The following is a 23,832-nucleotide window of genomic DNA, read 5'->3' on the forward strand; positions in this document are numbered from 1 at the left end:
TATGAGTAGCGGACGTATTCGTACAAATCATCGGCGCCGTGATTGACGTGGAATTCCCACGTGATCAGGTTCCGAGCATCTACGACGCCTTGAAGGTTCAAGGCGCCGAAACCACTTTCGAAGTTCAGCAGCAGCTGGGCGACGGCGTGGTTCGTACCATTGCGATGGGCTCGACCGAAGGCTTGAAGCGCGGTCTGGACGTCAACAACACTGGCGCAGCCATTTCGGTACGGTCGGTAAAGCGACCCTGGGCCGCATCATGGACGTACTGGGCAACCCAATCGACGAAGCCGGCCCGATCGGCGAAGAAGAGCGCTGGGGCATTCACCGCCCGGCTCCTTCCTTCGCGGAACAAGCTGGCGGCAACGACCTGCTGGAAACCGGCATCAAGGTTATCGACCTGGTTTGCCCGTTTGCCAAAGGCGGTAAGGTTGGTCTGTTCGGTGGTGCCGGTGTTGGTAAAACCGTAAACATGATGGAGCTGATCCGTAACATCGCCATCGAGCACAGCGGTTATTCCGTGTTTGCTGGTGTGGGTGAGCGTACTCGTGAGGGTAACGACTTCTACCACGAGATGAAGGACTCCAACGTTCTCGACAAAGTAGCCTTGGTCTACGGTCAGATGAACGAGCCACCAGGCAACCGTCTGCGCGTAGCGTTGACCGGTCTGACCATGGCCGAGAAATTCCGTGACGAAGGTAACGACGTTCTGCTGTTCGTCGACAACATCTACCGTTACACCCTCGCCGGTACCGAAGTATCCGCACTGCTGGGCCGTATGCCTTCTGCAGTAGGTTACCAACCGACCCTGGCCGAAGAGATGGGCGTTCTGCAAGAACGTATTACTTCGACCAAGCAAGGTTCGATCACCTCGATCCAAGCGGTATACGTACCAGCGGACGACTTGACCGACCTGTCGCCAGCGACCACCTTCGCCCACTTGGACGCCACCGTCGTTCTGTCCCGTGACATCGCCTCCCTGGGTATCTACCCAGCGGTCGACCCACTCGACTCGACTTCCGCGCCAGCTGGATCCGAACGTAATCGGCCAGGACCACTACGACACCGCTCGCGGCGTTCAGTACGTTCTGCAGCGCTACAAAGAGCTGAAAGACATCATCGCGATCCTGGGTATGGACGAGCTGTCGGAAACCGACAAGCAGTTGGTATCCCGCGCTCGTAAGATTCAGCGCTTCTTGTCGCAGCCGTTCTTCGTGGCTGAAGTCTTCACCGGTGCTTCGGGCAAATACGTTTCCCTGAAAGACACCATTGCTGGCTTCAAAGGCATCCTCAACGGTGACTACGACCACCTGCCAGAACAAGCGTTCTACATGGTCGGCAGCATCGAAGAAGCTATCGAGAAAGCCAAGAAACTGTAATCCCAGCGCCCGGAAACGGGCGCTAATCAGGTTGAGGCAAGCAAATGGCTATGACAGTCCATTGCGATATCGTCAGCGCAGAAGGCGAAATCTTCTCCGGTCTGGTGGAGATGGTGGTTGCGAGCGGTCTCTTGGGTGATCTTGGTATCGCCATGGGTCACGCCCCGCTGATCACTGCTTTGAAGCCGGGCCCGATTCGCCTGATCAAGCAAGGCGGCGACACCGAGGTGTTCTACATCTCCGGTGGTTTCCTGGAAGTGCAACCGAACATGGTTAAGGTTTTGGCCGACACCGTGCAACGTGCAGACGACCTGGATGAAGCTTCCGCTCAAGAGGCCGTTAAGGCCGCTGAGAAAGCATTGCATGAGAAAGGCGCGGAGTTCGACTACGGTTCCGCCGCTGCCCGTCTGGCCGAGGCTGCAGCTCAGCTGCGCACCGTTCAGCAAATTCGCAAGAAGTTCGGCGGCTAACCCCGCAGCGCTTCATCGCGATCGAGTAAAAGGGTAGCCTTGGCTACCCTTTTTCTTTTTCTGAAATCGGCTTTTCGCCCTACCGGGCACGCTCATGGCTACTGATAGTTCTTGCGCACTTCTCGCTGAACACCCCGTTCGCCGAACCCATTTTCAACCTGCTCAGGACCCCGCCCCATGTCACTCGATATCGTCATCCTCGCCGCCGGCCAAGGCACCCGCATGCGTTCGGCGTTGCCGAAAGTGCTGCACCCCATCGCCGGTAAATCCATGCTCGGACACGTTATCGACACCGCCCGCCAGCTGCAGCCCAGCAGCCTTCAAGTGGTGATTGGCCATGGCGCCGACAAGGTTCGCGAGCAGTTGGCCGCCGCCGACATCTCTTTCGTGCTGCAAGCCGAACAACTCGGCACCGGCCATGCCGTGGCCCAGGCTCTGCCCAAACTCAGCGCTGAAAAAGTGCTGATTCTTTACGGCGACGTGCCGCTGATTGAAGAGCAGACCTTGCAGCGCCTGCTGGCATTGGTCACCGATCAGCAACTGGGCCTGCTCACCGTTGAGCTCGCCGACCCCACCGGCTACGGCCGTATCGTGCGCAACGCGCAGGGCAGCGTGCGAGGCCATCGTTGAACACAAAGACGCCAGCGACGCCCAACGCGCGGATTCGTGAAGGCAACACCGGCATTCTCGCCGTGCCCGGCAAGCGTTTGGCCGAGTGGCTGGGTCGTTTATCCAACAGCAACGCCCAAGGCGAGTACTACCTCACCGACGTAATCGCCATGGCCGTCGCCGATGGGCTGGTGGTCGCCACCGAGCAAGCCAACGACGAGATGGAAGTACTCGGCGCCAACGACCGCATCCAGCTGGCTCAACTGGAGCGCCACTATCAATACCGTGCCGCCCGCCGCGTGATGGCCCAGAGGCGTCACGCTGATCGACCCGGCTCGTTTCGACGTTCGCGGCGAAGTCACCGTCGGCCGCGACGTGCTCATCGACATCAACGTCATCCTCGAAGGCCGCGTCGTCATCGAAGACAACGTGCACATCGGCCCCAACTGCGTGATCAAAAACAGCACGCTGCGCAACGGCGCGATTGTCAAAGCCAACAGCCATTTGGAAGGTGCCGAGATGGGCGAAGGCGCCGACTGCGGCCCCTTCGCCCGCCTGCGTCCCGGCTCGGTGTTAGGTGCCAAGGCCCATGTGGGTAACTTCGTCGAGCTTAAGAACGCCGTGCTGGGCGAAGGCGCCAAAGCCGGCCACCTGAGTTACCTGGGCGACGCTGAAATCGGCGCCCGTACCAACATTGGCGCCGGCACCATCACCTGCAACTACGACGGCGCCAACAAGCACCGCACCGTGTTGGGCACCGACGTGTTTATTGGCTCCAACAGCGCACTGGTAGCGCCGGTCACCCTCGGCGACGGCGCCACCACTGGCGCAGGCTCCGTGATCACCGCCGACATTCCTGCCGAAACCCTCGGCGTTGGCCGTGCCAAACAGCGCAACATCGAAGGCTGGAAGCGACCTACCAAGAAATAACGCCGGTCCGTGGATCCCCGCCTTCGCGGGGATGACGAAAGACTCCGGCCCGCTACCTGTCATTCCCGCGAAAGCGGCGGTCCGACGGTTCGAATCCAGTATTTCGAGACGAGCTCGGACCTGAGGACTGAAGAACCTGGCTGCAGCACAAGAAATTGGATGCTTGTTTTATCCTTGCTTGACGCAAAACCTTCGTTTTGTTTTGATTCGCGCACTTATCTTTCGAATCGAAACTTAACGCATGTCAAAACGCAACACACCGCAACGTCGCCACACCATCCTCTCCCTGCTTTCCGAGCACGGCGAGGTGAGTGTCGATGAGCTGTCCAAAGCGTTCAGCACGTCCGAAGTCACCATTCGCAAAGACCTCGCGGCCCTTGAAAGCAACGGTTTGCTGCTGCGCCGCTACGGTGGCGCGATCCCCATGCCGCAGGAATTGATTGCCGACAGCGCGCAGCCCGTTTCCCAGTATCAAACACGCCATCGCCCGCGCCGGCGTCGCCTGTATCAAAGAACACGCGCGCATCATCATCGACAGCGGCACCACCACTGCCGCCATGATTCCCCAGCTCGGTCACAAGCCCGGTCTGGTGGTCATGACCAATTCCCTGAACGTCGCCCGCGCCCTTAGCGAGCTTGAGCACGAACCCGTGTTGCTGATGACCGGCGGCACCTGGGACCCGCACCTCCGAGTCGTTCCAGGGCCAGGTCGCCGAGCAGGTGCTGCGCTCTTACGATTTCGACCAATTGTTTATCGGCGCCGACGGCATCGACCTGGCGCGCGGCACCACCACGTTCAACGAATTGCTGGGCCTGAGCCGCGTGATGGCTGAGGTGGCCCGCGAGGTCATCGTCATGGTCGAGTCCGACAAAATCGGCCGCAAGATTCCCAACCTGGAACTGCCCTGGAGCAGCGTCCAAACCCTCATCACCGATGACCGTCTCGACCTTGAGACGCGCGCATCCATCAGCGCGCGTGGGGTCAATGTGATCTGCGCGGGGTTGCAAGCTTAAGGAGAAATGTATGTGTGGCATCGTCGGCGCAGTGGCTGAACGCAACATCACCGCCATCCTGCTGGAAGGCCTGAAACGTCTGGAATACCGCGGCTACGACAGCGCAGGGCTGGCCGTTTTCAGCAACGACAACGTGCTCGAACGCCGCCGCCGAGTCGGCAAGGTTGGCGAGCTGGAACAAGCGCTGACCGCCGAACCGCTCGCCGGCCGCCTGGGCATCGCCCACACCCGCTGGGCCACCTATGGCGCGCCAAGCGAGCGCAACGCCCACCCGCACTTCTCCGGCAATGACTTGGCCGTGGTGCACAACGGCATCATCGAAAACCACGAAGAAGCTGCGCAAACAGCTGCAGGAACTGGGTTACGTGTTCACCTCGGACACCGACACCGAAGTGATCGTCCATCTGCTCGACCACAAATTGAAAGCGCTGGGCGACCTCACCGTGGCGCTCAAAGCCACCGTTAAAGACCTGCACGGCGCCTATGGCCTGGCCGTGATCAGCGCCAAGCAACCCGACCGCCTGCTTGCCGCCCGCAGCGGCAGCCCTCTGGTGATCGGCTTGGGCCTGGGGGAAAACTTCCTGGCGTCCGACCAATTGGCACTGCGCCAGGTCACCGACCGTTTCATGTACCTGGAAGAAGGCGACATCGCTGAAATCCACCGCGACAGCGTGCACATCTGGAACGTCGCCGGCGAGCCCGTGGTGCGCGAAAGCGTGCAGTACCACGAAGGCGCCGAAGCGGCCGACAAAGGCGCTTACCGCCACTTCATGCTCAAGGAAATTCACGAACAACTCTGGTGGTGGTGCAACGCACCCTCGAGGGTCGTCTGGGCACCGATCACGTGCTGGTCCAGGCGTTTGGCCCGCAAGCCGCCGAGTTATTTGCCAAGGTTCAGAACGTACAGATCGTCGCCTGCGGCACCAGTTATCACGCCGGCATGGTTGCCCGTTACTGGCTCGAAGAGTTTGCCGGCATCCCGTGCCAGGTCGAAGTCGCCAGCGAATTCCGCTACCGCAAAGTGGTGGTGCAACCGGGCACCTTGTTTGTCAGCATCTCGCAATCGGGCGAAACGGCCGACACGCTGGCCGCCCTGCGCAACGGCAAAGCCAAACCGGCAGACGCGGGCGGCTACCTGGCGAGCCTGGCCATCTGCAACGTCGGCATAAGCTCTTTGGTGCGCGAGTCCGATCTGACGCTGCTGACCCAGGCTGGCCCGGAAATCGGCGTCGCCTCCACCAAGGCGTTCACCACTCAGTTGGTTGCGCTGATGCTGCTGACGCTCTCCCTTGGCCAAGTTCGCCGCACCCTGGCGCCCGGTGTCGAAGCCAGCCTGGTGGACGACTTGCGCCGCTTGCCAACCCGCCTCGGTGAAGCCTTGGCCATGGATGCCACGGTGGAGAAAATCTCCGAACTGTTCGCCGAAAAACACCATGCCCTGTTCCTCGGCCGTGGCGCGCAATACCCAGTGGCGATGGAAGGTGCCTTGAAGCTCAAGGAGATTTCGTACATCCACGCCGAGGCTTATCCGGCTGGTGAGCTCAAACACGGCCCGTTGGCGCTGGTCGACAGCGACATGCCAGTAGTGACCGTGGCGCCGAATAACGAGTTACTGGAAAAGCTCAAATCGAACCTGCAGGAAGTGCGCGCCCGTGGCGGCGAGCTGATCGTGTTCGCCGACGGCCAGGCCGGCATGAGCAATGGCGAAGGCACGCACGTGGTGAACATGCCGCACATCTGCGACGCGCTGGCGCCGATTCTCTACACCGTGCCGCTGCAACTGCTCTCGTACTACGTGGCGGTGCTGCGCGGCACCGACGTCGACCAGCCGCGCAACCTGGCAAAAAGCGTGACGGTGGAATAACCGAAAGCGGCTGTGGATAACACTTATCCACAGCCGCTTCGTCCCGCACAACGAACTATTCGGCCCGCTTCGCCTCTGAAACCTGCGGTTAACTATTACAACTCAACCTGTAATAGCCGCCCGCCATACTCGGCGGCACTTCAGCTAGAGCGGAGCGTGAAATGAAAGGCCTGTTTGCTTCCCGAGCGGTGCGAGGCTGTTTGGCCTTGGCGCTGGTCAGCACTGCGGCAATGGCCCAGCACAACCGTTACTTCGAGCGTGTCTGGTTTCAGCTTGAACAAGCGGAAAACCCCGCCAGCGCGCAACGGCTGCCGGGTTATTACGTCGACATCGAAGGTCGCACCATTGGCAGCGAAACCAATGTGTCGGCGCTGTCGTACGACCCCGAGCGCAACACCCTAGTCAGCGTCACCAATCAACGGCCGCACTTCCTTGAACTGTCGCTGGAAGGCGACGTGCTGCGGCGCATTCCCCTCGAAGGTTTCAAAGACCCGGAAGCCATCGAGTACATCCGCCCCGGCGTGTACGTGATCGTCGAGGAACGCCGACGCCGGCTCACCGAAGTGCATGTGAACGCCGACACCACGGTTATCAACATCAACGATCCCATCAACGCCCACCAGCTCGACCTCAGCAGCGTCGGCGAGGAAAACAAAGGCTTCGAGGGCCTGGCATACGACTCGGCCAATCAGCGCCTGTTCATCGCCAAAGAACGCGACCCCATGCGAATCTTTGAGATCAGCGGCTTTATGCAGCACGGCCCCGGTCCGCTGCGCCTGCAAGTGCGCACCGATCCCGAGCGCGACAAGCGGCTGTTTCTCACCGACCTGTCCAGCCTCTATTACGACGCGGGTAGCCAACACCTGTGGGCGCTGTCGGACGAATCGAAAATGGTCGTCGAGCTGGATCAGAAAGGCGAGCCGCTCAGCAGCCTCAACCTGCGCGCCGGCAATCAGGGCCTGAAAGCCGACATTCCCCAGGCCGAAGGAATGGCCATGGGCAGCAATGGCGATCTGTTTCTGGTCAGCGAGCCGAACTTGTTCTATCGCTTCAAGAAGAGCGAGTAGCCGGATACGACCGCGGCGTATACACCCAATCCACCGTGCTGCCGGCCTTGGCGAAGCGGCGGGTGGTGCTGGAACCGATGATGACCATGGTGCGCATGTCGACCATTTCCGGAGTCAGCTCGCCGAGTGTGGTCACGCTCAGCGCTTCGGCGGGGCGACCGATGTCGCGGCCGAGCACCACCACCGTTTCGGGGCTGCGTTGTTCGCGCACCACATCCAGCGCACGGCCCAACTGCCACGGGCGGGCGCGGGAAATCGGGTTGTAGAAGGCCAGCGCCAGGTCGGCGAGGGTGGCGTGCTTCAGCCGTAGCTCGATCACCTCCCACGGCTTGAGGTTGTCCGAGAGCGAGATCATGCAGAAGTCATGACCCAATGGCGCGCCGGCTTTCGCGGCGGTGGCCAGCGAGGCGGACACGCCGGGCAACACCTGCAATTCAACGGCATGCCAGTGCGCGTCACTGCTGGCTTCCAGCGCTTCCAGCACGGCGGCGGCCATGGCAAATACGCCCGGGTCGCCAGACGACACCACCACCACCCGCCGCCCGCTCGCGGCCAATTCGAAGGCGTGGCGTGAGCGCGCGAGTTCTTCGCGGTTGTCGCTGTTGTGCAGCACCTGGTCCGGGCGGAACGGGCCGGCCATGGTCACGTAGGTTTCGTAGCCGAGCACGTCTTCGGCTTCTTCCAGGGCACGCTTCACCGCCGGCGCGGTGAAGGCGGCGGCGCCGGGTCCAAGGCCTACCACGGTAAGCCGGCCACGGGGCTGGCCGAGACTGTGGATAACCACGGGTTGGTTGGCGACCGCCAGCCGCAGGCCTTCGCTTTCCACCAGACGGTGCGCGTCGCTCAGGGCCAGGTCGTCACTGAAGCGCAGGGGCACACCGAGCTGTTCGGCGGTGGCGTGCAGGGCGCCGTCGGTCATTCGTTCGCGGGTGCAGAGCAGGCAGGCGAGGGCATGGGCGCTGATGCCGGCTGCGCTCAGGCTGTGTTCGATTGCTTGCGCATTAGCCGGCGGGTTGAGCGCCACCACGCTGCGCGGGTGAATCAGCAATTCGTCGGCGCCGCCATTGGCGTCCGTGCTGATACGAATGCGCAGCTGAGCATCGCCGGCCAGTGGCAGGCGCGCGTGTTCCAGCCAGGGCGCGTCGCCCTCGATACGCACGTTTTCCCCGCCGAGCAGGGAGGAAACAAAGCGCTTGCCCTGCTCGATATCGCCCAGCACATAGCCACTTGGCGGGTTGAGCACGCAGGTGTCGAAGCGCAGCTCGCCGCTGGTGGTGATGGCCGGCGCCACGGCCAGCTCAGCGGCAATCTCGCGAGCCAGCGTGTTCACGCCAGCGAGGCCGCCCAGCAGCGGCACCACGGCGCTGCCGTCTTCGGCGACGGCCAGCACAGGCGGTTCGGCACCTTTGGTTTGCAGCAGTGGCGCCAGGCAGCGGATGACGATGCCGGCGGCGCACAGGGCGATGATCGGGCGGTTGCTTTGGTACAACTCACGGAGCGTGATGCCGAAATCGCTGTAGCCGATATCGGCGCTTACGCGCTCGTTCAGGCCGTACACCTGCGCGCCGGGATACAGCGTTTGAATGCGCCGTGCGGTGGTCAGGGCGCCGGTGCCGAGGATGATGATGGCGGGGGACATTGGGGCTCCGGTGGGGTGGGATTCGTAGGAGCGAGTGGGCGGCGTTCCGTCTTGCTCGCGAAGGCTGTTACGCGATTCATCTGATGAACTTCGTTTCCAGGGTTCGCGAGCAAGCTCGCTCCTACAGGGGCGGAAGGTGCGGGCTGTTAGATCACGCCTGCCACTTCTCCCCCGGCACGATAATCAACGAGAAATACGGCGAAGCCATCGGCTCCACTTCATCGAGCGGCACGATCCGTTGGTTCTCCATGGTCGCGCGCTCCACGTATTTCGCCCGGCCAGCCAGGCCCAGTTCTTCGAGCACGCCACGCACTTTGTCGAAGTTGCGCCCCAGCTTCATCACCACGGCGGCATCGGTGGCGGCCAGGCGTTGTTTCAGCTCGTCGGCCGGCAACACGCCGCTCAGTACCGCCAAACTCTGGTTGCGATACACCAGCGGAATGCCCAGCACCGAGGCGCCGCCCAGCATGGAGCACACGCCCGGCACCACTTCAGCGGGGTAGCGGCTGGCGAGGCGGTCGTGCAGGTACATGTAGGAACCGTAGAAGAACGGGTCACCTTCACAAATCACCGCCACGTCGCGGCCGGCTTCCAGGTGCTCGGCAATCTGCTCGGCGCAGGTGTCGTAGAAGTCACTGATGATGTTCTCGTAGCTCAGCGGCGGGGCGAGCTTTTCGGTGGTTACCGGATACACCATCGGCAGGCGCTGCTGCGCCTCGGTCAGGTGCCCGGCGATGATGCCGAACGCGTTGCCATGCTGGCCGGCGGCGACCTTGGCCTTGGCCACGAAGTAGCCAATCACCGGCGCGGCTTGTAACAAGCGCAAGGCTTTGAGGGTGATCAGTTCCGGATCACCCGGCCCAACGCCAATGCCCAGCAGGCGACCTTTTGCGAGCATCACTCCACCTCCGTGGCCAGGGCGTTGACGGCGGCGGCGGCCATGGCGCTGCCACCGCGGCGGCCTCGCACAATCACATACGGCACGCCACGGCTGTCGGCGGCGAGCAGGTCTTTCGATTCTGCGGCACCGACGAACCCGACCGGAAAGCCGAGAATCAGCGCGGGCTTCGGCGCGCCGGCATCGAGCATTTCCAGCAGATAGAACAGCGCGGTCGGGGCGTTGCCGATCACCACCACGGCGCCTTCCATATGCGCGCGCCAATGTTCGAGTGCCACGGCCGAGCGGGTGTTGCCCAGCTCGCGGGCGAGGTCATGCACGCCTTCGTTATTAAGAGTGCAGATCACCTGATTGTTGGCCGGCAGACGAGTGCGCGTCACGCCTTCAGAAACCATGCGGGCATCGCACAGAATCGGCGCGCCGGCGGCCAGGGCCTTGCGCCCGGCGGTGCCCGCGCCTGGGGAGAAGCGCAGGTCTTGCACCACATCGACCATGCCGCAGGCGTGAATTACGCGCACAGCGAGTTTTTCCAGGTCGGCTGGAATGCCGCTCAGGTCGGCTTCGGCACGGATGATGGAAAACGAGTGGCGGTAAATTTCCTGGCCATCGCGGATGTACTCAAGCATCAAAGGGCTTCCATGGGGTCGGGCAGCGCGGCCAGTGTGTCGGCGGCTTCAAGAATAGTCAGATGACGGGCCAGCACGCGGCCGAAACCGCTGAGGTGAGTGTCCCGTTGGTAAAGGTCGTAACGGCCAGGCGCGACGGCCAGCAAGGTGTGCGGCGCGGTGTGAGCGGCGGCGCAGGAGCGGCTGCATGCGCTGAGGTGCACCTGCTCGATGGCAATGTGGCGCTGGGCGAGGGCGCTGGCCAGCAGCAGGGCGTCGCCTTTGCTGTCGGCCAGGCCTTTGCTGCAATCGGTAGAGCCGCTGCAGGCCACTAAGCGCGCCAACGGGGCGGCGCTGTCGGTGAGTAAACCCAGCGCGTTCAACTGCTGGGCCAGGCCTCGCGCCTCGTTGTGCGGCACATCGCGCAGCAACAGGCTTTGCCAGGGCGTGAGGTAAACAGAATCGCTGGCCAGCGTGGCGACGGCGGCGAGCTGTTGCGCCGAGATTCGCCCCAGCGTGGGCGCGGCGCCGACCATCACCAGCCCCGGCTGCCGTTGCGGGCGAACGCCGAGATGCGCCCAGGCCTCGGCAGGCGCGCGACGCCAGCTGCTGACGGCGGCGTCTTGCTGCAAGGCGAACGGCAAACGCTGTTGCAGCTCGGCGATAAAGGCCGCCGTCGGCCACGCCGCCAACAGATGGCGCATCCGCGTGTGCTCGGCGCTGGCGCGTTGCAGGAACAGTTCGAGACACGCATGCACCAGCGCCGGCGCCTGTTCGGCATTTACCGCCGCCAGGGCGCCTTCGGGTTTGCCAGCCAGGCCGAAAACAAAACGGCCGTCAGCCAGCGCGCTTAGCCACAGGTCGTGGTGATGCTCAAGCATCGCCATGCCCTCGCCGCCGTCCAGTTGCACGGCGAATTTCGCTGAAAGCTGGTGCAGCGATTCCTCGGTTTCCAGCAGCGTGAGTAGCCGGTCGGCGAGGGGACGAACATCGAGCAGTTGCTGAGCATCGACGCCTGCGGCCGGGCTGAGCATCACGTTGCGCACGTCATCAGCGCCAGCGCTGCGCGGGCCGAGTTCAGCCGCCAGCAATGCGGCGATCAGCGCCTGCTCTTCACCGGCACGCACGCCGCGAATCTGCAGGTTGGCGCGGTTGGTGATCTCCAGCACGCCGCTGGCATGACGTTCGGCGGCGGCGCTAATCGCTAGCGCCTGAGCCACGCTCAGCCGCCCGCCCGGTAATTTCACCCGGCAAATGCCACCGTCGAGCGCCTGCACAATGCGCAGCAAACCCGGGCACGCGGTATGGCGTGGCAGGGGCGCGTTGGGCATGGGCTGGACGTTATTCAAAAAGGCTCACTGGTTCGCTGTGGCTGGCTGTGGGTGCCGACGAACGCGCTATTATGCCCGCTTTGCCCGACCCCAGGAAAAGCCTGCTTGTCGGCGGTTTAAAAGGAGTGCCCATGGCGGCGTGGCTGACAGTGGTGGGAATCGGCGAAGACGGCTACAGCGGTCTGGGCAAGCCTGCGCGCCGGGCCTTACTGGAGGCGCGCCTGATCATCGGCAGCCCGCGTCAGCTGGAGCTGCTGCCGCACTGCCTGAACGCTGAACGTCAGGGTTGGCCGAGTCCGTTCAGCCTTGGCCCGGTGCTTGCGGCGCAGGGCACGCCGGTGTGCGTGCTGGCCAGCGGCGACCCGATGCTATTCGGCGTCGGCGCCAGCCTGGCGCGCCAGGTGCCGGCTGCTGAGATGCAGGTGTACCCCGCGCCGTCGTCGTTCTCTTCTCGCGGCCGCGCAGTTGGGCTGGGCGTTGCAAGAGGTCACCTGCTTGTCTGTGGTTGCCCGCCCCGTTGCCGCCTTGAACGCTCATATCCATCCCGGCCAGCGTCTGCTGGTGCTGAGTAACGACGGTTCCAGCCCGGCGACCATCGCTCAATTGTTGGTACAGCGCGGTTTTGGCGGCAGCCGGTTGCGCGTGCTGGAGCGACCCGGGCGGCCCGTTGCAGCGCGCTGTCGATGGCTCTGCCAGCGCCTGGGCCTTGCCAGAAGTCGCGGCGCTAAATGTGCTGGCCATCGACTGCATTGCCGATACCGATGCCCGCCTGCTGCCGTTGACGCCAGGGTTGCCCGACAGCGCCTTCGCCCACGACGGCCAATTGACCAAGCGTGACGTGCGCGCTATCACCCTCGCGCGGCTGGCACCTATGCCCGGTGAGTTGCTGTGGGACGTGGGCGCCGGCTGCGGCTCCATCGGCATTGAATGGATGCGCGCCCACCCCAGCTGCCGCGCGATTGCCGTGGAAGCCAATGCCGAACGCCAAGGCTTGATCGCGCACAACCGCGACGCCCTCGGTGTACCGAGTCTGCAATTGGTCGCCGGCCATGCACCCGAGGCGCTGCAAGGCTTGCCGCAAGCCGACGCCATTTTCATTGGCGGCGGCGTCACCATTCCCGGCGTGCTAGACCACTGTTGGGCCCATGTGCGCCCCGGCGGCCGCCTGGTCGCCAACGCCGTCACCTTGCAAAGCGAAGCGGCGCTGGTGGCCTGGCGCGAACAGCATGGCGGCGAGTTGACCCGCATCACCGTGGCCCAGGCGCTACCCTTGGGTGACTTCGACACCTGGCGCGCCGCGCTGCCCATCACCCTGCTGCATGCCGTGAAGCCCTGAGCCATGCGCGACGAAACCCCCGAACAACCCGCGCCGCTGCGAAGCGGCTACACCACCGGCAGTTGCATCACCGCAACCAGTCTGGCGGCGGCGCGGTTGTTGCTCGCGGGCACGGTCAGCGATGCCGTGGAAATCGTGCTGCCCAAAGGCCGTGAAGTGCTGATGCGTTTGGAGTTCTGCCGGCCCTTCGAAGACGGCGCCGAAGCCGGCACGCGCAAAGATGCCGGCGACGACCCCGACGTTACCCACGGCGCCCTGGTGTTCGCCCGCGTGCGTCTGCGCGCCGAACCTGGCGTGGCGTTTTTCGCCGGCCCTGGCGTAGGCACCGTGACCAAACCGGGCCTGACCCTGGCCGTGGGCGAGCCGGCAATCAACCCGGTGCCACGGCAGATGATTACCAGCCATCTGTTCAGCCTGGCCATCGAACACAGCTACGGCGGCGGCTTCGAAGTGACGGCCTGCGTGGAAAACGGTGAAGCACTGGCGCTGAAAACCATGAACCCGCGCTTGGGCATTTTGGGCGGCCTGTCCATCCTCGGCACCAGTGGCATCGTGCGGCCGTTTTCCTGCGCGGCGTACATCGCCTCCATTCACCAAGGCATCGATGTCGCCCGCGCCAACGGCTTCACCCACCTGGCCGCCTGCACCGGCAACGCCAGCGAAGACCGCATGCGCCAGCACTACCAACTGGACGACACCGCACTGGTGGAAATGGGCGACTTCGTCGGCGCCGTGCTCAAGCATTTGCGCATCGCGCCCGTCGACAAACTGAGCCTGTGCGGTGGCTTCGGCAAAATCAGCAAATTGGCCGCCGGGCATATGGACCTGCACAGCCGCCACTCCAGCATCGACCTGCCGCAGCTGGCGAAGTGGGCTGCTGCCATTGGCGCCAGCGCCGAGCTGCAGCACGCAATCCTCTCCAGCAACACCAGCCAGCAAGCCCTGGCGCTCGCCAGTGCCGAAGGCATCGAACTGGGCAATGCGGTGTGCGCCCATGCGCTGAAATTCGCGCAAAGCATTGTGCCGGCCACGGTGCAGGTGGAAGTGTTCGCCATCGACCGCCAGGGCGGTGTCGTCGGTTACGCGGGCGCCGGGCAATGAGGCCGAAGGTGCTGCTGCTCGGCGGCGTGGCCGAGGCGCTGGCGCTGGCTCGGCAGTTGAACGCCAATGACATTTACAGCCTCGCAGGTCTTGGCCGTGTGCCGGATGACTTGCCCTGTCAGGTGCGCGTCGGCGGCTATGGCGGCGCCGAGGGGCTGGCGCAATTCATCACCGCCAACGGCATCGGTTTGCTAATCGACGCCACTCACCCGTACGCCGCGCAAATCAGCGCCAACGCTGCGCGCGCCGCCCAGCTTGCTGGTGTCCCATGCTGGGCGCTGCGCCGTCCCGGTTGGCAGGCGCAGGCCGGTGATGATTGGCGTGAAATGGCCGACTGGAACAACCTTATCCACAGCCTCGCGCCGTTCAAGCGCCCGCTGTTCACGCTGGGCCGCGAACCGCTGGAACACCTCGACGAAATTCCGGACCACCAGCACTGGACCGTGCGCTGCCTGCACAGCCAGCCGCCGACCCCGCGCGCCGACATCATCGGCGCGCGCGGACCGTTTTCCCTGGAAAGCGAGCGCGAGCTGTTTGCGCAGTTGAGCTGCGACGTGTTGATCAGCAAAAACAGCGGCAGCCAGAGCACCGAGCCGAAATTGCAGGTGGCGCGCGAGTTGGGTGTACCGGTGCTGGTGCTGCGGCGGCCGGTGTTGCCGGCGGTGGAGCGGGAATTTAGCGAGGGGTGGGCGTTGCTGGAGGCGCTGAAGAGCATCGCGGCTGGAAGCCGCTCCTACAGGAACGCGTAGTCTGTAGGAGCGGGTTTAGCCGCGATTTTTTCAGCCTTCGCGGTAAAAAACCTCGTCTTTATACGGGTACCACCATTCGTGAATCTGCGGTTGGTGGTCGATGATCACCATCTTCGAGCGGCGGAAGGCGTCGAGGCCCTGACGGCCGAGTTCGCGGCCCATGCCCGACATTTTCCAGCCGCCAAAGGGCAGGGCGTCGTTGTCGATCAGCGGGTTGTTTACCCACACCATGCCGGCTTCCAGGCGGTCGGCCGCTTCCATGGCTTCGCCCAAATCGGTGGAAAACAACGAGGCGCCAAGGCCGAAGCTGGAGTCGTTGGCCAGGCGCACGGCTTCGTCGAAGTCGGCCACTTTGCAGATCGCCGCCACCGGGCCGAAGCATTCTTCGTGGAGGATATCCATGGCCTGGGTGACGCCGGTGAGAATGGTCGGCTCGTAGTACCAGCCCACTGGCTGGCTCGGCGGAATTTTTCCGCCACAGACCACGGTGGCGCCCTTGGCCACTGCGTCGGCGACCAGCCGCATCACTTTGTCGCGCGCCGCCTCGCTCACCAGTGGCCCAATTTCGCTGTGTTCCAGGCCATGGCCGATGCGCAGTTTTTGCGTCATGGCGGCGAAGCGTTCGACGAACGCATCGTGAATGTCATCGACCACAAAAAAGCGTTCGGCCGACGTACAAATTTGCCCGGTGAGGTGAAACGCCGCCGTCACCGAACCGGCCACGGCCACGTCCAGCGGCGCGTGTTTGGAGACGATCAGCGCATCGCTGCCGCCCGCTTCGATCACGCAGGGTTTCAGCTGGCGCTCGGCGCAGGCCATGGCCACCGCTTTACCGGCCGCCACGCCGCCGGTAAACGCCACGGCGTGGGTGCCTTCAGATTGAATCAGCAACTGCGCGGTGGTCGCATCGCCCGCCACGCAGCTGACCAAAACCGGCCGGCAATACGCGGAAATGCTCCATGAATTTCAGCGTGCACAGGGTGGTGGCTTCGGCGGGTTTGATGATGCAGGCGTTGCCAGCGGCGAGCGAGGCGGCGACGGTCCAGCACATCAGCAGCACCGGAAAGTTGAACGGCATGATGTGCACGCTCACGCCCATGGCGTCGTACCGCACGTGCTGGAACGAGCCCAGTTGCGTGGTGCCGGCGACTTTGCCGGCATCGTCGCGGGCCATCTCGGCGTAGTAGCGGAAAATCGGTGCGCAGTTGGCCAACTCGCCCATGGCTTCCGGGAAGGGTTTGCGCCCATCTCCAGCGTCATCAAACGGCCGGCTTCGCGGTTGACCGCCTCCTCGCTTTCAATGGCGTTGGCCAGTTGGCGCAACAGCGCGGCGCGGCTTTTTGCATCGACCTTGCGCCACTGCTTTTGCGCGGCATTGGCGGCTGCGATGGCGGTGTTTACATCGGCCTCGTCGCCCAGGGCGATCTGGCCCACCTTCTCCAACGTGGCGGGGTTGATGATGTCGCGCAGGCGTTGGCTGTGCGGCGTCGTGAAGTCGGGATTGATGAAGTGATTCATAGCGGCTCCAGGCGGGGCGGTAGACGGGTTATCCACAGCCCGAGGAAAAGTCAGTGGGCGGGCAGCGGTTGTGCCCAGCCGGGTAACTCACGGTCGAGAAATTCACGCAGAGGCAAGAGCGCTGGCGTGCGCAGGGCGCGGTCCAGCAAACCGATTACGCGCGGTACATGGGCCAGGTAATGCTGCTTGCCGTCGCGCTGTGCCAGGCGCACAAAAATGCCGGCCACCTTAGCGCGGCGCAGCGCCGCTAATACCGGGTAATCCGCGCCAAACTGCTCGGCGTCTACTTCCGGGCGCTGGGCCAGGTAGCGAGTGAGCAGGTGGTCGCGCAGGGTTTCCGGTACGTCGCGGCGCGCGTCCTCCAGCAGCGACATCAGGTCGTAGGCGCAGGAGCCAATCAGGGCGTCCTGGAAATCCAGTAATCCACAGGCCTTAACGCCGGCCTGGCCGTCCAGCCGCATCAAGTTATCCACATGGAAATCGCGCAGCACCAAGGCCTCGCGGCATGTCGCCACGGCGCTGGCGAGTTGGGCACAAACCGTCAGAAACGGCTGTCGCAAGGCCAACGCTGCGGTTTTGTCCACAAGCAGCGGCGCGTACCAGTCGATAAACAGCACCGCTTCGTCCAGCAGCGCATCGAGGTCATACGCGGGCACATTCACCGCCAGCGCTCGCGGCGCCTGGTGCAGGTGCACCAAGGCATCCACCGCCAATTCATACAGCGGTTGTTCGGCGTAACCCATGCCCAGCAGGCGTGTGTAGGTGGCCTGGCCGAAATCTTCGATCAACGCCAGACCGGCTGCCGCGTCGCTGGCCAGCACATGGGGCGCCGACAAACTCCAGCTCGCGCAGGTGCATGGCCACGGTCAGAAACGGCACGATGGGTTCCAGGCCGGGCGGCGAATCCATCAGCAACAAGTTGGCCTGGGGCAGACGGAAATAGCAGCGCCGCGACGCGTCCATCGGCAACGCCTCAAGGCGACTGCTGGCGTACCCGGCGCCGGCCAGAAAGACGCGGCGTTGTTCGGGGCGGGCGTAGGTTTCGGCCATGGTGATCACCGGATCATGTAAACCTTTTTGATGGTTTCGTGGACCGTGCAGGTGCCTTTCCAGTCCTTAGGAAAGAACGCTGCGGTGTCCGGTTTAATCTCGATCACTTCGCCGTTTTCATGCACATAGGGTGCTGCTGCCTTCGAGGAAATGGCAGAACTCATCGCTGGTGACGTGGCAGAACCACTTGCCCGGCGTGCAGACCCAGATGCCGCACTCCGGATTGGCCTTCAGGGCCTTTTGTGCAGCACTACGCCAGAGACTTTCGACTCGCCTTCAAGCATGGTCGGGATGGTGCCCCTGTCTTTGAGGTCGGTGATTTCGAGCGGGTTGTAGAGGTGTGGGGTGGTCATGGTTGGGTCCTTGATAAGGGCTTGTGTAGGGAGCGGCTTTAGCCGCGATGTTCTTGATCTGGGTTCCAGCCCATCGCGGCTAAAGCCGCTCCTACAGGGTTCTTCGTTGGCTTACGCCAGCATGTACAAATTACGAATGGTTTCCTGCACGTGGCATTCGCCGGTCCAGCCGGCGGGAAACAGCACGAGGGTGTTGGGTTTCACTTCGATCACTTCGCCGTTGTCTTCGCGGTAGGCGCGGCCGCTGACGAAATGGCAGAGCTCGTCGCGCGGAATCGACAGGCGCCAGCGCCCAGGCGTGCACACCCATAAGCCGGTTTCCGGCTGTTGTTCGGGCCTTTGAACAGCAGGCGGCCGCTGGAGCGGGACACGCCTTCCACGGCATCGCTTTGCACGCCCCAGTCCACCAGGTCGGTGCGCGTGCTGACGTCGTACAGCGCAGGCGCTGTGCTGGTGTTAGCTTCAGTCATGGTTAAGCAGTCCATCGAGAATTTTTGCCGCGTCTTGCGGGCCTTTGCGTGATTGCATGTACGCGCTGGTTTGCTTCAGGCGCGCTTGCATGGCGCTGTCGGTGAGGCAGGCGTCGAGCTTGGCGGCCAGGTCGGCCTCGCTCCATTCGTAGCGATCGAGCTTGAAACCGTGGCCGCTTTCTTCGGCGCGCATGGCGTTGTCGTGGCCGTCCCACACGTACGACATGACGATGGCCGGCTTACCGAAAAACAGGCATTCGGTGAAGCTGTTGTTACCGCCGTGGTGGATCACCGCGTCGACCTTTTCGATCACTGACGGCTGCGGGTACCAATTGGAAATCAGCACGTTGTCGGGCAGGTCGGCGTATTCGTCCATGTGCTCGCCGACGTTAAACAGCGCCCGGTACGGCAGCTTGCCGATGGCGACGATCAAGCGTTTGAGCAAGTCGACATCGCCCGAACCCAGGCTGCCAAAGCTGACATACAGCAGCGGCTTGTCGTTGTTGGCTTTGAATTCGGGAATGTCGTACGGCTTGTCGGCGCGCACGCAGCCTTGCAGGTAGTGAAACTGCTCGGCCGGCAGCGCGTGGCGACGTTCAAACTTCACCGGGTCCGGGTAGAGCAACAGGTTCATAAACGGCGACGCTTCGAAGAAGGTGCCGAGCGGGTAGGGTTGTTCGCCGTGGGCGACGAGAAATTCGTTGAAGTCGGCGTGAATGGGCCCGACTTCTTCTTCGAAGCGGCGACGGAATTCGGCGTGCCCGGCTTTGTCGTGCACGCTCATGCCCGACAGATGCGGCGGAATATCCGGGTCTTCGATCTCGTTTTCCGAGCAGGAAATAATCCGCACCCACGGCTTGCCGTATTGCTTGATGGCGGGGAACAGAATCACGTTGTCGACGCAGATCAGGTCTGGCTGCACCTTGGCCAGCACGGCGGGCAAATCTTTCTCGGCCCACTTGGCGGTTTCGACGATGGCGGCCCAGCATTCCTTCACGTAGTTGGGAATTTGCTCGAGCGGCGATTTGCGGAAGTTGGGAATGTGGCCGTTGATGAAGTCGACCCAGTACTTGGCCATTTCTTCGGCCGGCATCGGCGCCGACATATTCACCATGTGCTCTTCAAACCCGTAGCCCGAATACACGCCGCTCATGCCGGGGTCGGTGAGAAACACCGCCTTGTGCCCCAGCGCTTCGCACGCCTGGGCGATGCCCACGGAATTCAATGCCGGGCCGTATGCCGCCTCGGGAAAAAAAAGCGATGACCTTTTGCTTCATGACGCCTACTCCTGCCGAACGTAAAAGGGTGGGGGTGGGGCTAGCGGGTCAGCACGCGGGCATGCCGCGTCTGCCAGCCGAGACGAATGCTGGCGCCCTGTTCAAACCGGGCGTTGTCCACTTGCGAAGAGGGCACGCGCACGATCAGCGGCTTGTCGCTGAGTGCGGGTCTGCACGTGCAGGTTGGTGTCGAGGCCGTGGTAAGCCACTTCCACAATCTGCCCGTCTACCTGATTGACGCAGGCTTGTTCGTCGGCCAGCGGCGTGGTCGAACTGAGCACCTGCAAGCGCTCGGGGCGGATCACCAGCGCCACCGCTTCACCCGTACGCTCGCCCACCGCCGACTCCACCTTGAGGCTGCGGTTACGCACCACCACGCTGCTGTCGGTCTGACGCACGCCTTCGAGGATGCTGCTCACGCCAATGAAGTTGGCGACGAAGCGGCTGTTGGGGTTTTCATACAGCTCGGCCGGCGAGCCGCATTGGCAGACCTTGCCGCCATTGAGCACGGCCATGCGGTCGGACATCACCAACGCTTCTTCCTGGTCGTGGGTGACGATGATGAAGGTGATGCCGCTCTCGTGTTGCAGGCGCTTGAGTTCGAGCTGCATCTTTTCCCGCAGCTTTTTATCCAGCGCGCCAAGCGGTTCATCGAGCAGCAGCACGCGCGGGCGTTTCACCAGCGCACGGGCCAGGGCCACGCGCTGACGTTGGCCGCCAGAAAGTTGATCGGGCTTGCGCTCGGCCAACTCGCCCAGTTGCGCGGTGGCGAGCACGGCGTCCACACGCTGGCGAATTTCAGCGGCGGGCAACTTTTCCATCTCCAGGCCGTAGGCGATGTTCTTGCGCACGGTCATGTTCGGGAACAGCGCGTAGCTCTGGAACATCAGGTTCAGCGGACGCTTGTTGGCCGGCAGCGGCGAGATGTCGGTGCCGTCCAGGTAAATGCAGCCGCCGCTTGGTGTTTCGAAGCCGGCGAGCATGCGCAACAAGGTGGTTTTGCCGCAGCCGGACGGCCCAAGCAGGGCGAAAAATTCGTTCTCGCGGATGCTCAGCGACACTTGGTCGACGGCCACCAACTGCTCGCCGTACGACTTGCTGACCTTGTCCAGAACCAGCACGTTTTTCACATCATCGGCCGCGCGTTCGCGAAGGGCCGGTTCATTCATGGCGATCTTATTCATGGTGAGACGGGCCTTGTTCAAGCGCTGCGACGCCAGCAGTGCGGTGATGCTGACGAGCATCACCAGCGTTGCCAGGGCATTGATTTCGGGGGTCACACCGAAGCGGATCATGGCGTAGATCTGCATCGGCAACGTGGTGGAAGCCTGGCCGGAGCCGGAGTTGAAAAAGGCGATGATGAATTCGTCCACCGACAGGGTGAACGCCAGTAATCCGCCCGCCATCACGCCGGGAAAAATCGCCGGCAGCAGCACGCGGCGCAGCGTGGTGAACCAGCTGGCGCCCAGATCAATCGAGGCTTCGAGAATCGAATAGTCGAAGTGCTTGAGGCGTGTGCGCACCACGGCGCAGACAAAGGCGATGTTGAACACTGCGTGGCTGATGACGATGGAATGCAGACCCAGGCCCATCTTCACCAAGTTGAAAAAGCTCAACAGGGCGATGGCCAGAACGATGTCCGGGATAATCATCGGTGCCATCAACAGGGTGTCGGCGACGTAGCCTTTGTTGTCGCCTTTGCGGCGCAACTCCACGCCCAACGCCAGCAGCGTGCCGAGCACACAGGCGATAACCGTGGAGCTCAAGGCCACGATCAGCGTATTGAGTGCCGCTGACAGCACCGCACTGTTATTGGCCAGCGCGCTGTACCACTTCAAGGAGAAACCGCTCCACGAAGTGGGCAGGCCGGACTTGTTGAACGACAGCAGAATCAGCACCAGGATCGGCACATAGAGGAAGGCGTACACCAGCCACAAATGCACGCCGAGTACGGTGGAACTGGTCATGGTTTGACGGCTCATGCTTTGCCCTCCGCCGCGCGACGGGCCAGCAGCGCCTGCACGAACAACAGCAGCAACATGATGGCGATGAGGATAAAGCTCAGCGCCGAGCCGAACGGCCAGTCACGCGCCGTGAGGAACTGCGAGTAGATGAGGTTGCCGACCATCTGCACCTGCTTGCCGCCGAGCAGATCAGCAGTGATGAAGTTGCCGATGCTGAGCACAAACACGAACACGGAACCTGCGGCGATGCCCGGCACGCTCAAGGGCAGAATCACGCGGCGAAAGGTCATCCAGCCGGAGGCGCCGAGGTCGCGCGAGGCTTCCCACAGCTCGCCATTGATGCGCGACAGCGACGAGTAAATCGCCAGAATCACGAAGGGGATGTAGTTGTAAACCAGGCCCAGCACCACCGAGCTTTCGGTGTACAGCAGGCTAATGGGGTCGCCGCTGTAACCCAGCAGGCTGAACAGTTTATTCAGCAGGCCTTCGCGGTTGAGCAGCACGATCCAGGCATAGGTGCGGATCAGGTAATTGCTCCAAAACGGCAGCATTACCAGAAACAGATAGATCGGCTGACGGTGGCGCGGCGCGCGGGCAATGGCATACGCCGCCGGGTAGCCGATCAGCACCGCGAACAACGTGGCCAGCGCGGCGATTTTTGCCGACTTGAGCAAGATGCCCAGGTACAGCGGGTCGAACGCGCGCTGGTAATTGTCCCAGGTGAACGTCCACTCAATGCCGCCATAGGCACCGCGTTCGACGAAGCTGTACACCAACACCAGCAGGCACGGCAGCACTAAAAACAGCAGCAACCAGCCAAGCCCGGGCGTCAGTAGCCAGGCCGATAGTTTCCTATCAGCGTGCAATGAACTCATTCAGGATTCTCGAAATGCTGGGTTGAGGCAGCGATAGCTGCCTGAAATCGAGGGCTACTGGGCTAGAGCCAGACAAGGCGAACGTGGGGCGAAAAGCGGCAGCGTACTTAAGTACGTGAGCATTTTCGGCACGCGTTCAACGCCGTATGGCCGACGCCCAGGAGTCCGTCAGTTGGACTCAGAGGCCATGATTTCGGTGACGGCGCGGGTATACGCTTTTTGCGTGCTGCCACCCACATCCCGCAGCTGCTCCATCTTCAGCAGTTCCGCTGGAGCGGTGGTGAGGTTGGGGTATTTCTGCAGCAGCTCGGGCGAGAGCCCTTCCATGGCGGCCTGGTTGGGCACTTTGTAGAGGATGTTTTCGGCGACCCAGGCGTGGTTTTCCTTGGCCAGCATGAAGTTCACGAACTTGAAGGCTTCTTCCGGGTGCTTGGAGCTTTTCAGCACGACCATGGTGTCGACCCACAAATCCGAGCCCTCCTTGGGCACCACGAATTTGATCGCGGCGTTGTCAGTGGTGCCGTAGTTGCACCAGCCGTCCCAGGCATTGGCCATCAGCGCTTCGCCGGAGGCGAGCTTGGAGTAGAAGGTGGTGTCGTCGAAGGACAGGATGCGTTTTTTCGCGGCGATCAGTTCGTCACGCACGGTGGCCAGGTGCTTGGCATCGGCGTCGTTCACCGACCAGCCGTTGGCAAGAAAACCGGCGCCGAGCATCCAGCGGTCGGTGGCAAGCAGGGTGACTTTGCCTTTGAGCGCGTCGCTGGGGTTGAGCAGCTCTTCCAACTGCTGGGCGCGGTGGCGATCTTGTCGGAGCGGTAGCAAATGCCGGTGGTACCCCAGGTGTACGGCACGGAGAATTTATTGCCGATGTCGTACTCGAGCTTGTTGGCTTCGGGGTAGAGGTTCTTCAGGTTGGGCACTTCGGCCGGGTCGATGTCGGCCAGCAAACCTTGCTTGTGCAGCACTTCGGCGAAGGGCGAGGAAACGAAGACCACGTCGTAGCCTTCGCCACCGTTGGCCATCAGCTTGCCCATGATTTCTTCGTTGGTGGCGTGCAGCGCTTTGTCGGTGTCGACGCCGCTGGCGGCCTTGAATTTCTCTAGCGCATCGGGGGCCATGTAGCCGTCCCAGATGGAGATGACCAGGTCTTTGGCGCTGACGGCTTGAGCCGATACGGCCAGCGATACAGCGAAACCCAGAGACAACAGGTTTTTCAGCTTACTCATGTTGCGCGCTCCTAACGACTGTTGTTGTTGGTGTTCGAAGGCAGTGCTGCAAAATCTAGCTAATATGTTTTTTTTCCGAAATTAAGACCGGAAATTTCTGTGTCAAC

Annotated in this window: 20 protein-coding genes and 7 pseudogenes; 9 read left to right on the forward strand and 18 right to left on the reverse strand. The window is 62.6% G+C overall.

Annotation, left to right across the window (positions count from 1 at the left end):
• Position 1: 1 nt before the first annotated feature.
• The 6 genes and pseudogenes from atpD (at position 2) to ACZZZP_RS23650 (ending at position 7,333) form a co-directional block, all read left to right on the forward strand.
• Positions 2–1,379: pseudogene (gene atpD / locus ACZZZP_RS23625) on the forward strand (F0F1 ATP synthase subunit beta).
• A 44-nt stretch (positions 1,380–1,423) separates the two neighbouring features.
• A complete protein-coding gene (locus tag ACZZZP_RS23630; protein WP_122449889.1) occupies positions 1,424–1,849 on the forward strand; it encodes a F0F1 ATP synthase subunit epsilon in 426 nt (141 codons plus the stop codon).
• 177 nt (positions 1,850–2,026) lie between these two features.
• Positions 2,027–3,388: pseudogene (gene glmU, locus ACZZZP_RS23635) on the forward strand (bifunctional UDP-N-acetylglucosamine diphosphorylase/glucosamine-1-phosphate N-acetyltransferase GlmU).
• A 241-nt stretch (positions 3,389–3,629) separates the two neighbouring features.
• A pseudogene (locus ACZZZP_RS23640) lies at positions 3,630–4,402 on the forward strand (DeoR/GlpR family DNA-binding transcription regulator).
• 10 nt (positions 4,403–4,412) lie between these two features.
• Positions 4,413–6,266: pseudogene (glmS, locus tag ACZZZP_RS23645) on the forward strand (glutamine--fructose-6-phosphate transaminase (isomerizing)).
• A 161-nt stretch (positions 6,267–6,427) separates the two neighbouring features.
• Complete coding sequence (locus ACZZZP_RS23650) at positions 6,428–7,333, forward strand: SdiA-regulated domain-containing protein (RefSeq protein WP_463384331.1); 906 nt, start codon at positions 6,428–6,430, stop codon at positions 7,331–7,333.
• On the opposite strand, the gene cobJ is transcribed toward ACZZZP_RS23650, so the two are convergent.
• The 4 genes from cobJ to cobG all read right to left on the reverse strand — a co-directional run bounded on the left by cobJ (position 7,317) and on the right by cobG (position 11,824).
• Positions 7,317–8,972: a precorrin-3B C(17)-methyltransferase gene (gene cobJ / locus ACZZZP_RS23655; protein ID WP_463384332.1), complete on the reverse strand. Its 1,656-nt coding sequence runs from the start codon at positions 8,970–8,972 to the stop codon at positions 7,317–7,319. The genes ACZZZP_RS23650 and cobJ overlap by 17 nt on opposite strands.
• A gap of 151 nt (positions 8,973–9,123) precedes the next feature.
• The gene (locus tag ACZZZP_RS23660; protein ID WP_122492294.1) at positions 9,124–9,870 is read right to left on the reverse strand and encodes a precorrin-2 C(20)-methyltransferase; all 747 of its coding nucleotides are present in this window, start codon (positions 9,868–9,870) and stop codon (positions 9,124–9,126) included.
• Positions 9,870–10,496, reverse strand: coding sequence for a precorrin-8X methylmutase (locus ACZZZP_RS23665; RefSeq protein WP_463384333.1), 627 nt, complete (start codon positions 10,494–10,496; stop codon positions 9,870–9,872). Before ACZZZP_RS23665 ends, ACZZZP_RS23660 begins: the two co-directional genes overlap by 1 nt.
• Complete coding sequence (gene cobG / locus ACZZZP_RS23670; protein ID WP_463384334.1) at positions 10,496–11,824, reverse strand: precorrin-3B synthase; 1,329 nt, start codon at positions 11,822–11,824, stop codon at positions 10,496–10,498. The genes ACZZZP_RS23665 and cobG overlap by 1 nt, the downstream gene beginning before the upstream one ends.
• Before the next feature lie 113 nt (positions 11,825–11,937).
• On the opposite strand from cobG, the pseudogene cbiE reads away from it, so the two are divergent.
• From cbiE to ACZZZP_RS23685, 3 genes and pseudogenes are all read left to right on the forward strand, one after another.
• A pseudogene (cbiE, locus tag ACZZZP_RS23675) lies at positions 11,938–13,142 on the forward strand (precorrin-6y C5,15-methyltransferase (decarboxylating) subunit CbiE).
• 3 nt (positions 13,143–13,145) lie between these two features.
• Positions 13,146–14,243 (forward strand): cobalt-precorrin-5B (C(1))-methyltransferase, encoded by a 1,098-nt coding sequence (locus ACZZZP_RS23680; RefSeq protein WP_463384336.1) that lies wholly within the window; start codon positions 13,146–13,148, stop codon positions 14,241–14,243.
• Positions 14,240–14,992 (forward strand): cobalt-precorrin-6A reductase, encoded by a 753-nt coding sequence (locus tag ACZZZP_RS23685; protein WP_463536886.1) that lies wholly within the window; start codon positions 14,240–14,242, stop codon positions 14,990–14,992. Before ACZZZP_RS23680 ends, ACZZZP_RS23685 begins: the two co-directional genes overlap by 4 nt.
• Positions 14,993–15,022: 30 nt before the next feature.
• Here the strand turns inward: ACZZZP_RS23685 and ACZZZP_RS23690 are convergent, their stop codons facing one another.
• The 14 genes and pseudogenes from ACZZZP_RS23690 to ACZZZP_RS23755 all read right to left on the reverse strand — a co-directional run bounded on the left by ACZZZP_RS23690 (position 15,023) and on the right by ACZZZP_RS23755 (position 23,725).
• Positions 15,023–15,910 carry an aldehyde dehydrogenase family protein gene (locus ACZZZP_RS23690; protein WP_463536887.1) on the reverse strand — a complete coding sequence of 296 codons (888 nt, stop codon included), beginning with the start codon at positions 15,908–15,910 and terminating at the stop codon, positions 15,023–15,025.
• Positions 15,867–16,214 carry an aldehyde dehydrogenase family protein gene (locus tag ACZZZP_RS23695; protein ID WP_463536888.1) on the reverse strand — a complete coding sequence of 116 codons (348 nt, stop codon included), beginning with the start codon at positions 16,212–16,214 and terminating at the stop codon, positions 15,867–15,869. Before ACZZZP_RS23695 ends, ACZZZP_RS23690 begins: the two co-directional genes overlap by 44 nt.
• Positions 16,215–16,240: 26 nt before the next feature.
• A pseudogene (locus tag ACZZZP_RS23700) lies at positions 16,241–16,510 on the reverse strand (aldehyde dehydrogenase family protein); the annotation flags it as partial.
• A gap of 50 nt (positions 16,511–16,560) precedes the next feature.
• Positions 16,561–17,253, reverse strand: a complete 693-nt coding sequence (locus ACZZZP_RS23705) for an aminoglycoside phosphotransferase family protein (RefSeq protein ID WP_463536982.1) — start codon at positions 17,251–17,253, stop codon at positions 16,561–16,563.
• A complete protein-coding gene (locus ACZZZP_RS23710) occupies positions 17,225–17,560 on the reverse strand; it encodes a hypothetical protein (protein ID WP_463536889.1) in 336 nt (111 codons plus the stop codon). The genes ACZZZP_RS23705 and ACZZZP_RS23710 overlap by 29 nt, the downstream gene beginning before the upstream one ends.
• A 5-nt stretch (positions 17,561–17,565) precedes the next feature.
• Positions 17,566–17,724, reverse strand: a complete 159-nt coding sequence (locus ACZZZP_RS23715; protein WP_463536890.1) for a hypothetical protein — start codon at positions 17,722–17,724, stop codon at positions 17,566–17,568.
• Entirely contained in the window at positions 17,678–17,794 is a 117-nt protein-coding gene (locus ACZZZP_RS23720) for a cupin domain-containing protein (RefSeq protein WP_463536983.1), read from the reverse strand. Before ACZZZP_RS23720 ends, ACZZZP_RS23715 begins: the two co-directional genes overlap by 47 nt.
• Positions 17,791–17,913 carry a hypothetical protein gene (locus ACZZZP_RS23725; RefSeq protein ID WP_463536891.1) on the reverse strand — a complete coding sequence of 41 codons (123 nt, stop codon included), beginning with the start codon at positions 17,911–17,913 and terminating at the stop codon, positions 17,791–17,793. The genes ACZZZP_RS23720 and ACZZZP_RS23725 overlap by 4 nt, the downstream gene beginning before the upstream one ends.
• Positions 17,914–18,024: 111 nt before the next feature.
• A complete protein-coding gene (locus ACZZZP_RS23730) occupies positions 18,025–18,195 on the reverse strand; it encodes a cupin domain-containing protein (RefSeq protein WP_463536984.1) in 171 nt (56 codons plus the stop codon).
• Positions 18,123–18,383: a hypothetical protein gene (locus ACZZZP_RS23735; RefSeq protein ID WP_463537003.1), complete on the reverse strand. Its 261-nt coding sequence runs from the start codon at positions 18,381–18,383 to the stop codon at positions 18,123–18,125. Before ACZZZP_RS23735 ends, ACZZZP_RS23730 begins: the two co-directional genes overlap by 73 nt.
• A complete protein-coding gene (locus tag ACZZZP_RS23740; RefSeq protein ID WP_463384341.1) occupies positions 18,376–19,599 on the reverse strand; it encodes a glycosyltransferase in 1,224 nt (407 codons plus the stop codon). The genes ACZZZP_RS23735 and ACZZZP_RS23740 overlap by 8 nt, the downstream gene beginning before the upstream one ends.
• 162 nt (positions 19,600–19,761) lie before the next feature.
• A complete protein-coding gene (gene potA / locus ACZZZP_RS23745) occupies positions 19,762–21,642 on the reverse strand; it encodes a polyamine ABC transporter ATP-binding protein (RefSeq protein WP_463536892.1) in 1,881 nt (626 codons plus the stop codon).
• Positions 21,639–22,499: an ABC transporter permease gene (locus ACZZZP_RS23750; RefSeq protein WP_463384343.1), complete on the reverse strand. Its 861-nt coding sequence runs from the start codon at positions 22,497–22,499 to the stop codon at positions 21,639–21,641. The genes potA and ACZZZP_RS23750 overlap by 4 nt, the downstream gene beginning before the upstream one ends.
• Positions 22,500–22,667: 168 nt before the next feature.
• Positions 22,668–23,725, reverse strand: a pseudogene (locus ACZZZP_RS23755) (polyamine ABC transporter substrate-binding protein).
• Positions 23,726–23,832: the final 107 nt, after the last annotated feature.

This window comes from Pseudomonas sp. AC211 (assembly GCF_979258055.1).